Origin of the sequence: Candidatus Sulfuricurvum sp. RIFRC-1 (assembly GCF_000310245.1) — a bacterium.
Classification (GTDB): Bacteria; Campylobacterota; Campylobacteria; order Campylobacterales; family Sulfurimonadaceae; genus Sulfuricurvum.
In genome coordinates, this window is the sequence record NC_020505.1 from 1,405,636 (window position 1) to 1,418,906 (window position 13,271).

The 13,271-nt window shown below is 38.5% G+C and carries 11 protein-coding genes; 10 read left to right on the forward strand and 1 reads right to left on the reverse strand.

Features of this window, described 5'->3' with window-relative positions; translation table 11 throughout:
- Positions 1-125: 125 nt before the first annotated feature.
- The 7 genes from B649_RS12240 to B649_RS07145 all read left to right on the forward strand — a co-directional run bounded on the left by B649_RS12240 (position 126) and on the right by B649_RS07145 (position 8,223).
- Positions 126-2,846 carry a diguanylate cyclase gene (locus tag B649_RS12240; protein ID WP_015653841.1) on the forward strand — a complete coding sequence of 907 codons (2,721 nt, stop codon included), beginning with the start codon at positions 126-128 and terminating at the stop codon, positions 2,844-2,846.
- Entirely contained in the window at positions 2,788-3,084 is a 297-nt protein-coding gene (locus B649_RS12245; protein WP_015653842.1) for an EAL domain-containing protein, read from the forward strand. The genes B649_RS12240 and B649_RS12245 overlap by 59 nt, the downstream gene beginning before the upstream one ends.
- Before the next feature lie 273 nt (positions 3,085-3,357).
- Complete coding sequence (locus tag B649_RS07130) at positions 3,358-6,906, forward strand: hypothetical protein (RefSeq protein WP_366216287.1); 3,549 nt, start codon at positions 3,358-3,360, stop codon at positions 6,904-6,906.
- Positions 6,906-7,466: an AAA family ATPase gene (locus tag B649_RS07135; protein ID WP_015653844.1), complete on the forward strand. Its 561-nt coding sequence runs from the start codon at positions 6,906-6,908 to the stop codon at positions 7,464-7,466. Before B649_RS07130 ends, B649_RS07135 begins: the two co-directional genes overlap by 1 nt.
- Positions 7,463-7,612: a hypothetical protein gene (locus B649_RS12560; protein ID WP_291750833.1), complete on the forward strand. Its 150-nt coding sequence runs from the start codon at positions 7,463-7,465 to the stop codon at positions 7,610-7,612. The genes B649_RS07135 and B649_RS12560 overlap by 4 nt, the downstream gene beginning before the upstream one ends.
- Positions 7,609-7,794 (forward strand): hypothetical protein, encoded by a 186-nt coding sequence (locus B649_RS07140; RefSeq protein WP_015653845.1) that lies wholly within the window; start codon positions 7,609-7,611, stop codon positions 7,792-7,794. Before B649_RS12560 ends, B649_RS07140 begins: the two co-directional genes overlap by 4 nt.
- A 3-nt stretch (positions 7,795-7,797) precedes the next feature.
- Positions 7,798-8,223: an Rrf2 family transcriptional regulator gene (locus tag B649_RS07145; RefSeq protein ID WP_015653846.1), complete on the forward strand. Its 426-nt coding sequence runs from the start codon at positions 7,798-7,800 to the stop codon at positions 8,221-8,223.
- A 73-nt stretch (positions 8,224-8,296) separates the two neighbouring features.
- Here B649_RS07145 and B649_RS07150 read toward each other — a convergent pair.
- Positions 8,297-9,465 (reverse strand): IS3 family transposase gene (locus B649_RS07150; RefSeq protein ID WP_291750835.1). Its coding sequence is split into 2 segments (ribosomal slippage): positions 8,297-9,231 and positions 9,231-9,465, totalling 1,170 coding nucleotides; the frame shifts between segments, so codons are not numbered across the junction.
- Positions 9,466-9,535: 70 nt separating this feature from the next.
- Here B649_RS07150 and B649_RS07160 point away from each other — a divergent pair.
- The 3 genes from B649_RS07160 to B649_RS07165 all read left to right on the forward strand — a co-directional run bounded on the left by B649_RS07160 (position 9,536) and on the right by B649_RS07165 (position 13,250).
- On the forward strand, positions 9,536-10,978 hold the full coding sequence (locus B649_RS07160) for a DUF255 domain-containing protein (RefSeq protein WP_015653849.1): 1,443 nt from the start codon (positions 9,536-9,538) through the stop codon (positions 10,976-10,978).
- Positions 10,971-11,423: a hypothetical protein gene (locus B649_RS12565; RefSeq protein WP_015653850.1), complete on the forward strand. Its 453-nt coding sequence runs from the start codon at positions 10,971-10,973 to the stop codon at positions 11,421-11,423. The genes B649_RS07160 and B649_RS12565 overlap by 8 nt, the downstream gene beginning before the upstream one ends.
- Before the next feature lie 549 nt (positions 11,424-11,972).
- Positions 11,973-13,250, forward strand: a complete 1,278-nt coding sequence (locus B649_RS07165) for a CmpA/NrtA family ABC transporter substrate-binding protein (protein ID WP_015653851.1) — start codon at positions 11,973-11,975, stop codon at positions 13,248-13,250.
- The last annotated feature ends 21 nt before the right edge of the window (positions 13,251-13,271 follow it).

The window sequence follows — 13,271 nt, forward strand, 5'->3', positions numbered from 1 at the left end:
AATTTTAGTATCAAAGTCGTATTATTAACAATAACTTAAAATAAACGGGAAATAAATGGGTTTTACACAAACGATGTTATAATATTTTATACATGATTTCAAAGAAAGAAGAAGGTTGTTTTACAATGTCTAATTTTTTCTCTTCTTTTCCATTCGAACGTTATCGAACAAAAGAATGGAAAATCGGGATATTGATTTTTCTCATCTCCGCCACCATTTCAGGAAACATCATTTGGCATCTTGATGATATGCATGTCAATGAAATAAAATATAAAATTCGAAATATTTCGGATGAAAATGCTTTCCATTTAGATAAAAATATCGATCAAATGATGGCATTAATCTATCCGATTGCCACAACAGTTCATGAAGACGGAAGCATTAACGATTTTGAATTTATCGCCCAAAAAATCACCTCCCATTATCCTCTTATTTCCGAAATAGCGCTTGCCCCTGAGGGGATAATCAAACATGTCGTCCCCCTGAGGGAAAATGAAAAAGCGATAGGATTCAACCTCTTAACCGATCCTAACCAAAAAGCTGAAGCACTTTTGGCACGCGACAGCAAAAAACTGACACTTGCGGGACCGATACATCTGATACAAGGTGGAGATGGGATTATAGGACGTATGCCCATTTTTAGAGGAAAAGAGAAAAAATTCTGGGGATTTGTTATTATCATCATCCGCTTCCCTGATATTCTCTATACTAATACGATGCATGAGCTCACCAACAACGGCTATCAGTATACACTCACCCGCATCCACCCAAAAACGCAACAGTTGCAGATCATTGCAGCATCAACCGACAAACCTCTTGATCATCCCGTGAAAACCCTTATTCAACTCCAAAACACGACCTGGACACTGAGTATTGCACCCACCGCTGGATGGCACGATTACTGGCTTTTGGCACTCGGCATAGCGGTCAGTACCTTTATCAGTCTTTTAATGGGATATATCGCGAAACAATACGCCGAACTCAAAAACTATCGACGTCTCCTCGAAAAACAGGTTGAAGAACGTACGGCCGAAATTTCGGAAACCAAAATTCAGCTTCATACCCTGCTCGATACCATTCCCGATTTGATATGGCTTAAAAACAAAGATGGAATCTATCTCCTCTGCAATCCAATGTTTGAACGTTTTTTCGGTGCAAAAGAAAAAGATATCATCGGTAAAAGTGATTATGACTTTGTCGATAAAGAGCTGGCCGATTTTTTCCGGCAAAAAGACCGTTTAGCGATGGAAATCAACGCTCCAAGTATCAATGAAGAGTGGATTAGCTTTGCTGATGACGGCCATCGCGCACTTTTGGAAACGATCAAAATGCCTATGAGGGATGAATCCGGTGCTTTGATCGGTGTTTTGGGTATCGCACGCGATATCACGCAACGGCACATGACGGAAGCACACTTGCTCCAAACCGAACAACTCCTCGAAGAGATGAGTGCAATGGCCCATGTCGGCGGGTGGGAACTTGATCCAAGAGATAATACAGGAGTATGGACCTCCGAAGTGTCCCGAATTTACGACATGCCCAGTACCATAACGGTGACCAAAAGCGTGGGCTTGAGCGTTTATGAAAAAGAATGGCTGGAAAAAATGGAAATGGCACTTGCGGATGCCATTAACAAAGCCCTGCCGTTTGATCTGGAACTTCAGATGAGTACCCCAAAAGGGGAGAAAAAATGGGTCCGAACCATCGGTGCCCCGGTGCTTGAAGAAGGTCAGGTTATTCGTATTCGCGGTACAATGCAAGATATTACCGCTCAAAAAACAGCGGAAGAAAAAGTACATTGGCTCGCCCATTTTGATCCCCTCACCGGATTACCGAACAGAATACTGCTCAATGACCGCCTTAATTACGCCATACATCATGCCTATCGTACCCAAGATTCCATAGCATTGCTCTATGTGGACCTGGACCATTTTAAAAATATTAACGATACCCTCGGCCATAATATCGGCGATGAATTGCTGGTTTATGTCGCTTCACGGATCCAATCTGTCATCCGAGAAGCCGATACACTTGCCCGTCAGGGGGGGGATGAATTTTTGATTCTCCTCTCCGGTGCGGATGCCGATAACGCAGCACACGTTGCCGAAAAATTGATAGAAAGTGTTTCACAGCCGTACAAAATCCACCATCACGAACTCTCCATCACCCCCTCTATCGGGATAGCGATTTATCCAATCGATGGAATTAATCTCACGGCTCTATCCCAATCAGCTGATACCGCAATGTATCGCGCAAAACACGACGGACGCAACTGTTACCGTTTTTTCACCCCGGAGTTTCAGGAACGTTCTGCGCGAAATCTCGAACTTGAAAATGCCCTCCGTCATGCACTAATACGAAATGAGCTTACGCTTCACTATCAACCTCAAGTCGCCCTTGAGAATGGGAAACTTATTGGAGTTGAAGCACTTTTACGCTGGAATCATCCGACGATGGGGATGATCTCTCCGGCAGAATTTATCCCTATTGCCGAAGAGAGCGGTCAAATTATTGCGATCGGAGAGTGGGTTCTCTACCATGCACTCGGACAATTAAGAGCATGGATCAATGAGGGGATGGAACCGTTTATCATGGCCGTCAATCTCTCAGCTATCCAATTTCGACATCCAAAGTTGGTTTCACTGGTGTTAGGGATTCTCGAAGACTTTCACCTCCCTCCGCAATATCTCGAACTGGAACTCACGGAGAGAATCGCTTCGGAGAATCCTCTCCAAGCCATCAAAATAATGAATACCCTCTACGATCACGGTATACGTATGTCAATCGATGATTTCGGAACCGGTTATTCTTCCCTCAACTACCTCAAAAATTTTCGGGTTTTATAAACTCAAAATCGATCAATCATTCATCCGTGATATTACCGATAATCCCGAAGACAAAACCATCGTCAAGACAATTATCAATATGGCACACAGTCTCAACATGATCACCATAGCCGAAGGTGTTGAAACACTCGAACAACTTGATTTACTCCGTAAAAGCGGATGTAACGAGGTACAGGGGTATTATTTCAGCAAACCCCTCCCTGCTCCGGAATTTGAACATTACCACTCTTTGTTGTAATCATACTTTTGTACTACGACATTATTTTATCCAATGCTGCTATTTTGGTTAGATGAATAGACGAATATAACTATGAAATAAATATTCTGTGATATTATAGTAAATACTTTTTCTTAACTTCTATCTGAAAAATTAGATATATTTTGTGAAAAAACTGCCAACTATTGAGGAATGTAAAATATTGATAACTATCAGTAAAATCCTAGTTTATATATAACTATCAGTAAAATCCTAGTTTATATTATTCAAGTATTAAATCAGTTAAACACTCGAATCACTACACATTCCTTTAATCCAAATCCGTATGAACTCGAGGACTTAGCTCCAAAAGATGACCATGACAAAGAAGTTTATGTAGATTCATTAGTATGGGCAATTAAAAATCAGCGAATCAAAAACTTAGCACTAACAGGTTCATACGGATCAGGAAAAAGTACCATATTACGAACACTTGAAAAGAAGCATCCTGAGTTTAAATACTTGAATATTTCATTAGCTGCATTTGGTGATGATGAAGAACAAAAAGACATAAAATATGACTCTATTGAAAAAAGCATCTTACAGCAGATGTTTTATCGTGAAAAGTCCAAAAATCTTCAACATTCACGTTTTGAAAAAATTAAAAATCATAAAACCATTCCTCTTTTAATCCGCACGTTACTCACTACGCTATGGCTATTTTCGATTGTATGGCTCTTACAAAATGAACATATCATTCAACTATCCATTTTAGATTCATGGAAACCATTTATTTATGAACACTTTAATGTTGGATTGTTCACTAATTTAATGTTCTTAGTCTTCACTGGAATACTATTTGTAACTATCTTCCAATTCCTAAAGATACTAAATAAAATGGAAGTGAGTAAATTGGATGCCAAAGGCGGTGAAATAGCTAAAAGACAATTTAATTCAGAGATTTCATTCCTCAATAAACATTTAGATGAAATTTTATACTTTTTTGAAGATACCACTTATAAAGTAGTCATTTTCGAAGATTTAGATAGATTCCAAAAATATGCACAAGCAATTCTCACAAAATTAAGAGAAATCAACACCCTTCTAAATAACTCCAAACAAATTAATAGACATATTATTTTTATATATGCTATCAAAGACGATATGTTCAAAGATGATAAAACCCGTACGAAATTTTTTGATCTGATTATCCCTGTCATTCCGATCATTGATTCTAGCAATTCTGAAACATTCCTCCTAGATAAATTTGGAAATATAAAAGAAATTTCAAAAAAATTCATCGAGGATATATCTCTTTATATCGATGATATGCGTACCCTGAATAACATATATAACGAGTATGTCATCTATTCCGATCAAATCGAAATTAAAAGTATCAAAAGAGACAAAATCTTAGGAATGATTATTTATAAAAATCTTTATCCCGAAGATTTTGCTAAACTCAATCAGAAAGAAGGCATGCTTTATGATGTTTTTAAAAACAAAAGCAACCTTGTCATTACTATAATTAATCAAAACAATGAAAAAATTGATGATTTACAAATCGAACTCGCTCAAATTGAGAAAGAGCATTTACAAAATATAAAAGAACTTCGTGCATTATATATTAAAGAGCTGCTCTTGGTAATTCCTTATCATTACGATCGTACGATAACAATAGAGAATGAGCGAGTCTCTATCAATTCGTTAGATGGAGATAAATATTTCAATAGCTTTATCAAACAAACAAACATCATAATAAATAATAACTATATCAATAAATCATTTTCAGATATTGAAAAAATAGTTGGTTCCAATCTAACTTATCATGAAAGAGAAAAATTAATTCCTAATAGAAGTAGCCGTATTAATACACTTCAACATGAAATAGAACATTTAGAAGAGATAAATCAAAAATTATCCACTATGACATTAGTCGAAATTATTCAGAATGGCTATTCAGCGCAAATTTTCACAAATCACCTAAAAGATCAACTACTCTTAAAATATTTTATAAAACATGGTTATATCGACGAGCTATACCCCCTTGCTATTTCTCATTTTCATGAAGGTAGCTTATCTAAAGAAGATATGAATTTTGTATTACAAATCAAAGACGGGTCATCTTTATACTTTACATATCCTCTTCTAAAGATTGACAATGTAATCAAAAGATTAGATGGCTATTTTGATAGACCTGAAATATTGAATATATTTCTTGTTAATTATATAATAAAACATAATATGAAATCCGAATTGGACAAGATTTTAGAACAAATTATCAAAAAGAACCAAAGAGCTATAGAATTTTTAGGTGATTTTATCGGTAGTTCTACATTAGTACCGGATTTTATTAGAATTCTTTCAAAAAAATGGAGTGATTTTGCAATCTTTATCGATAAAGAATCTGACTATTCAGATGAAAAGAAAACTATTTTTTTAGATAATATTATTAGACATGCAGATATTGATGATATTGTCTCAATGGATAAATCATCTATATTATCAAATTTTATTAGTCAAAAAACCTATTATCTATATTGGAAACCACAATTTGATGAAATCAATGATGAAAGTAAAAAAACATCACTTATTACTTCGTTAAAAATAAAATTTGCTAGACTTGAAATTCCATCCGAACCTAGTCCTTTATTGCAAACTATATACGAGACGAATAGCTATACAATCAACCCAGAAATGATTGAACTAATAATCGAACAATTAGGTGATGCTTGGTTATCAAAGTCTACTGATTTAAAAACTTCCAATTTCACAACAATCAAACAATCATCTTGTCTTAGATTATTAGAGTATATCAATGAAAATCTTAATGAATACGTTGCAAACGTATTCTTGATAATCAAAGAAAATACCAAAGAATCTGAAGAAACTATCATTGAATTACTCAATAATGAATCTATTGAGCTAGAAAATAAACACGCGATTATTGCTAAAACAGAAACAAAAATCAGTGATATAACCAGTATCTCACAAGAACTATGGACAAGTGTATTTGAACACTCTAAAATCGAGCCTATATGGGACAATTTAACTACTTACTTCGAAAAAACAAATACATTTGATTCAGTATTAATAAATTTCATAAATTTAAAGAAAAACTACAGTGAGCTTTCTAAATATTCATTAGTTCATAAAGAGTTTGAAACTCATTTATTAGAAAACAATGATGTTACTGATGAAGCATATGAAAAAATAGTCGAAAGTATCATTGAACGACATTTTGAATTAACTATGAATAATTTATCAACTAAAAAAGTAAATGCTCTTCTCAATCACAATATTCTATACCTAACTCCTCAAAATTTCAATGCGCTAAATGAACGTAAAGCACGCACTACCCTTATTGAGAAAAACATCAATTTTTTTATTGAAAACTATGAAAAATTTCCTATTGATACAACAGAAGCTATTGCATTAGTTGAATCACAATCAATTGCAGATGAACATAAAAGTAAAATCATTCAAACTTTTGATGTAAATACTCTTGATGAAAGTGAAAAACTAGCAAAACTTTTTTACAAAATATGGAAGAATAAACATGAAAAATTAGAGCTTTTAGTTTTAAATGCACTTATAGACAATTTAGGAATCAACAACCATAATTTAGAGTTGCAAATCAATCTTTTAAATTCACAAATACTATTTTTATCGAAAGATGAAATTATGTCTATTCTATGTGACTTAGAAGGGGATTATGCAGATATCATTTCCTCCAAAGGATCAGAGCTTCCAATTAACTATTATAATGAAAAGTTACTATCTAATTTAAAAGAACTAAAATACTTTGTCTCTTCATTTAATCCGAAAGAGAAAAAATTCAAAATCAATAAAAAGCAAAAATAATGTCAACAAAATCTCTTACTATTATCGCTGGAGCTAATGGCAGCGGAAAAACAACCTTTGCCTTAGAATATATCAAAGCCAAAGATATCGAGTTTATTAATGCGGATGAAATTGCTAAGATGCTGGATCCCGATGATATAACGGCTAAAAAAATCAGTGCAGGAAAAGAGTTTTTTTTCCGTTTCATTAAATATGTTAATGAAGGAAGATCCTTTGCCGTTGAGAGCACATTGTCTGGCGGTTATCTCGAAAAACTGATACGTTTAGCAAAAGAACATGATTACATCATCACTATTGTTTATTTACTCGTTGAATCACCGCAGGTTTCCATTGATCGTATTAAAATTAGAGTTTTAAACGGTGGTCACGCAGTCCCTGATGAAGATGTAAAACGCCGTTTTTATCGTAGTAAAAAATTATTTTGGCAAAAATACCGATTTATCGTGGATGAATGGGCAATATACTATAATTCCGATGATGATTTTGAAGAAGTCATCAATAGTCAATCTGGAGTTATTGATGAACAAAAAATGGATGATTTTTTAGGAGATATAGAATGAATGAATCAACGCTAAGACAATTTGATGAAATCCGTAAAATTGGTATATACTATAATTCCGATGATGATTTTGAAGAAGTCATCAATAGTCAATCTGGAGTTATTGATGAACAAAAAATGGATGATTTTTTAGGAGATATAGAATGAATGAATCAACGCTAAGACAATTTGATGAAATCCGTAAAATTGGTAATCGTGCTGTTCATAAAGCACAGGAAGAAAACCATAAAAAAGGTTTTCCCAATGTTTACAGTAAAAATGGTGTGTTGTACTGGCAACTACCAGATGGCACCATCACCACAACTGACCCTTTAAACAAAGGCATTTAAAGAATGCTCTCCTCCGCTTGCCAAGATACTATCCGAGCCGCTGTATGGCTCTCTACCCAACCCACCGGTGAATTTCATCGGATACAAAAGATCAGCGAGGCATTGGAACTCCCTTTTCATTTTATGGCAAAATCACTCCAAAAACTCGTTCATGCAAAGATACTGATCTCGCAGCGCGGAGCAGCAGGAGGTGTCACCCTCTCACGCAAAGCATCTGAAATCACTCTCCTCTCGATCATCGAAGCGGTTGACGGATCAACGTTTTTTGATGCGTGTGTACTGGGACTCGGAGACTGCGAAGCTGAAAAACCGTGTGCTCTTCATGCCCAGTGGGATGTATGGCGTCAAGAGATGCTGGAAATGTATTCGGCTATGCGTCTGAGTGAAATCACCGAAGATGTCATGCTGCGAAAAGTCAAACGGATTTAGAAATTTATAAAGAAGAAAAATAATGAAACCGATTCTAATGGTAAGCTGGAATGACCCCCGTTTTATAGACACATTAGTTTTCCGCCAACACCTCATTTTTTGTTGATTCCAAAAAGTATCTTACCTCAAATTCGTTTGGAGATAAATATCCCAGATAGCTATGCCGTCTTTTAGGGTTATAGAACATCTCGATATAATGGAATATTTTTGATTTTGCATACTCTCTCGTCACAAATATCTCTTTCCTGACGCATTCACGTTTCAAGGTTTTAAAGAAGCTTTCCACGACGGCATTGTCATAGCAGTTACCCCGTCTGCTCATACTTGGGATGATGTTGGAGTGTTTGAGCATACTTTGCCATTCATAGGAGCTAAACTGCGATCCTTGATCGGAGTGAAGTATCACACTGTGTTTCGCCCCCTGCCGCATCGTTGCCATTCTCAGTGCATCCATAGCGAGCGATGTCGTCATCCGATGGCTCATCCCCCATCCAATCACTTTGCGGCTGAAAAGGTCTAATACGACCGCAAGATACAACCATCCCTCGTAGGTTCGAATATAGGTGATATCCGTTACCCATGCTTCATTAGGTTTCTCTACGTTAAAGCACTGCTTGAGATGATTCGGATGGGCTTTATGGATACTGCCCGCTTTATGACGAGGCTTCTTTTTGAGAGTCCCCGCACCGTAGAGTCCGTTGGTAATCATCAAGCGTGCAACTCGTTTCCGGTTGACGGTGATTCCCGACTCGATTAGGTCTTTGTGGATATTTCGATAGCCGTAGGCGTTATTACTCTGTACATACGCTTCTTTGATCTGAACACTTAGCACTTCATTTGCCTTTGCCCGATCAGACATAGGCTCTTTCACCCAAGCGTAATATCCGCTCGGATGAACTTGCATCGCTTTGCACAAGCGTCGAATCCCATATAAGGGCTCATGAACCTGAATAAATGCGTACTTTATCCTTGGTTTCTGGCAAAGTACGCGGCGGCCTTTTTTAAGATATCACGCTCCTCGGTAACACGCTTGAGCTCCGATTTGAGCTTCTTCATCTCATCGTGTACCGTTTTTAATTGAGCATACTCAGCTGTAGATTGAGGATCTTTGTATCGGCTGACCCAAGTTTTTAGAGAATCTGGATGAATCCCCAATCTCTCTGCTACATCTTTGATCGCATAATTGTTGTTGGTGACTTGCTTTACTGCTTCTTGTTTGAACTCGTCTGTATATCTTGCCATTTATCTCTCCTAATCGTATTCCATGCCGATTATTATCGACGAAATTAACGAATTAAAAAGTGTCTAGTTTTTGGGGGTCATTCCAAGCCTCTTTTTTATATCTTCTCTTTTCGCCTCCAACTCCCTCATTCACTCTTCTTCCCCGTATCTGCAACAACACGCACAAAATCCTGTCGACTGGATTGCATGGGATGAGAACGTACTGGAGCGTGCCAAAGAAGAGCATAAACCGATTTTCATCTCCATCGGGTACAGTACCTGTCATTGGTGTCATGTCATGGCGCATGAATCGTTCGAAAATGAAACCATCGCCGAAATTATCAACACCTATTTTATCCCCGTAAAAATCGACCGTGAAGAACTCAGCCATCTCGACAGTCACTACCAACAGCTCCATCGACAACTCTATGGACGCTCAGGAGGATGGCCGCTAAATGCGATACTGACCGAAGAGGGAAAAGTGTTTTGGATCGGAACGTATGTACCGCCGCACAGCGAAGAAGGGGTGGAGGGGATGGACTCGATGATGAAACGCTTCGGCGAGGGGTATGCACGTGATAAAGAAAAATACCGTGCTCTTGCCATGAATATCGAAAAGATCTCTCCGACTGTTGTAGCGGATGGGAACATTTCTGCCAAAGCACTTTTTGAATCCGTCACCTCTAACTATGACGCACTCTATCACGGATTTGGAATTGCCCCTAAATTTCCGGAAGCCTCCAAAATAGCGTTATTGCTCGATCTTGCGGAACTCGGTAATCCCCAAGCCAAAAAAATGGCTTTAGAGATACTCCACACCATGGCACTGAGCGGTCTGTATGATCAAAGCGAAGGGGGATTTTTCCGTTACAGTACCGATGCCGGATGGGAGATTCCCCATTTTGAGAAGATGCTCTACAATCAAGCCGAATTGATACCGCTTTACGTTCGCGCTTATCAAATGACCCATAATCCACTGTATGCGGATGTCGTTCGAGAAACAATAGCCATGATGCAACACCGATTTGGAAGCAATGGAGTGTTTTACAGTGCCAGTGATGCGGACAGCGACCATGAGGAGGGAGGCTATTTTATCTACACTGAGCAGGAATTAAAACAGCTCAATCTCTCCGCATCACTCAATGCGGCATTGGAGCTGGAAGATGGCGCAAATTTCGAGGGGAAATACCATCTTCACCTTGCAACACCCACACGCCCCAAAGAGTTTCGTGAACTTCAAACTAGGCTGCAAGAACTTCGCAAAAATCGTCATTATCCCTTTATCGATACCAAAATCATCACCTCGTGGAATGCGATGATGATCGAAGCGCTTTACAAAGCGGGTGCGATTGATCCCGCCTATACACAAATGGGAGATACTTCGCTCAATATCCTTCTCAAAACGCTCCAAGTCGAGGGGACGTTATACCATCAAAGAGTTCAAGGGTATCCGATCACCCAAAAAAGCCCTTTTAGAGGATTATGCTTTTCTCATCTCGGCACTCCTAGTCGGATACCAAGCCACCTTGGATGAAGAAAAATTACAACTCGCCCAAAAATTGTGCGATGAAGCGATAACACACTTTTACACCAAAGAAGGATGGGTACAAAATAGTGATCCTCATAAAGTAAAAGTGGACTTGCTCGATAAATATACCACCTCTGCTTATGGGAGGATGATGCAAAATCTTCGTATTCTCTCTGTTCTTAGTGAAGAGACCCGCTATGAGCGGCTTGCCAAAAAGTCGCTGGAACAGACCCCATATCTTGATCCCTCCCTCAACGCACCGTCCAGTATGATTGCGTGGCTCATGGGACGTTACGGGGTAATATCCCTTTCGCACCAACGCACGATTCTGAATCAAAATCGCCAAAGCATTGCAAAAATTGCTTATCCCTATCTCTATCTTCATCCGGAAGTGAGGGATGATTTCGGAGCATGTACCGTGAATGGATGTTTAGTAATGATAAGAATTTAGATGTGGTTAAAAAAGCGATTAGTGAGCTAAAAAAATAGCACAACACTAATGTAGGAGAAATCGCCCAATATTTGTATGATTGTTGACCCTATCACACTTTATATTGTCAAAAAATAACATAAAAAATTAATTATAATTTAATAGATAGCGGAGTATATTCTTTCTTTTCATTGCGTAGATATACCAATTTTAAAGGAAAAGTACCATGTATCGTTCTGATAATAAACTATTACGTTGTACACTTTATGTGACAACAGGCACTACGTTATACGCTCTTGCTTTGTTAAATATTTTGAATCTTTTGACATGGTTCTTTTCAAATTGGTATTGGGAACTTTAGACGCGCTTTCTTATTCGTAACAACGCTATCCGTTTCACCCCTTTTTCCCCTTACCTATTATTGATTTCGGATGATATCCATAGAAATGTTTTAATTTTTACATAAATATACAGTACGTTGATTATTTTTTAATCATAAAACTGTATACATACTTGAACTTTTTCCCCTACAATTATATCAGACAAAATAGTCTTTAATAAGGAGTTCACATGAAAAGCTTGAATGTATTTGCAAAAGGTGCTCTAATGCTCTCATTAGCCGCTTCGGTGGCGATGGCAGCTCCAGAGAAAAAAGATCTCAAAATCGGATTCATCCCATTAACCGATTGTGCGGCACTGGTTATCGCAAAAGAAAAAGGGTTCTTTGCCAAACACGGTCTCAATGTTGAGCTAAGCAAAGAGGCTTCATGGGCGAATGTCCGTGACAAAATGACCGTCGGTGAACTCGATGCGTCTCATATGCTCGCGGCAATGCCGATCGCGACAACACTCGGTGTCGGAAGTGCGAAAAAAGATATGGTTGCCCTCATGGCACTGGGTCAAAACGGCGATGCTATCACCGTCTCGAATAAAATGTATGATGCAATGATGGCCGCTGATCCGGTCGCTACCAAAAAAGGCTCAGCGAGTGCTCTCAAAAAAGTAATCGCTTCCAAAACGATGGGAGTTCCGGAATTCGGGATGACATTTCCTACCGGAACCCATAACTACCATGTTCGATACTGGATGGCAGCGGGGGGTGTAAATCCCGATACCGATGTCGCTCTCAAAGTCGTTCCGCCACCCCAAATGGTTGCCAACATGACCGCCGGAAATATCGACGGCTACTGTGTGGGTGAACCGTGGAATCAACGTGCCGTTATGGGAAATATCGGTAAAACCGTCGTGACCGGATATCAACTCTGGCAAGATGGACCGGAGAAAGTCCTCGGAGTCCAAAAAGCGTTTGCCGATCAAAATCCCGAAACGACCAAAGCGATGATCAAAGCGGTGATCGAAGCGGGAATGTGGCTTGATGCGTCGTGGGAAAACCGTAAAGAAGCTTCTGCGATTCTCTCTAGTAAATCGTATGTCAATGCCCCGAAAGATGTTATCGATAACTCGATGACCGGAACCTATATGTTCACTAACGGTGTCAATACACCGATGCCGAACTTCAACGTATTCGGTAAAAAACAGGCTCTTTATCCGTATTACAGTCATGGCCTATGGCAGGTCACCCAAATGATCCGCTGGGGACAACTCGATCATGCAATCGACATGAAAAAAACCGTTGAGAGCGTCTATCGCCCCGATCTGTTTGCTAAAGCGGCTAAAGAGGTCAATTACGCTCTCCCATCATCTGGATGGAAAGTGGAGAAAAAATTCATCGACGGTGTAACGTTTGATCCGAATAAATCAGTAGATTATATCTATAACGCACCGATCAAATCGCCGAAAATCACCAAAGAAGCACTTATGAAAGTGAATAAGTGGAGTGTGAAGTAATACGGCTCTGTCATCCCGAAC

What these genes read in the sequence shown, in the direction of transcription:
- B649_RS07145 (WP_015653846.1), top strand. Translation starts at nt 7,798, where the DNA reads ATGCTCTCCTCCGCTTGCCAAGATACTATCCGAGCCGCTGTATGGCTC.
- B649_RS12560 (WP_291750833.1), top strand. Translation starts at nt 7,463, where the DNA reads ATGAATGAATCAACGCTAAGACAATTTGATGAAATCCGTAAAATTGGT.
- B649_RS07140 (WP_015653845.1), top strand. Translation starts at nt 7,609, where the DNA reads ATGAATGAATCAACGCTAAGACAATTTGATGAAATCCGTAAAATTGGT.
- B649_RS07135 (WP_015653844.1), top strand. Translation starts at nt 6,906, where the DNA reads ATGTCAACAAAATCTCTTACTATTATCGCTGGAGCTAATGGCAGCGGA.
- B649_RS12245 (WP_015653842.1), top strand. Translation starts at nt 2,788, where the DNA reads ATGATTTCGGAACCGGTTATTCTTCCCTCAACTACCTCAAAAATTTTC.
- B649_RS07165 (WP_015653851.1), top strand. Translation starts at nt 11,973, where the DNA reads ATGAAAAGCTTGAATGTATTTGCAAAAGGTGCTCTAATGCTCTCATTA.
- B649_RS12240 (WP_015653841.1), top strand. Translation starts at nt 126, where the DNA reads ATGTCTAATTTTTTCTCTTCTTTTCCATTCGAACGTTATCGAACAAAA.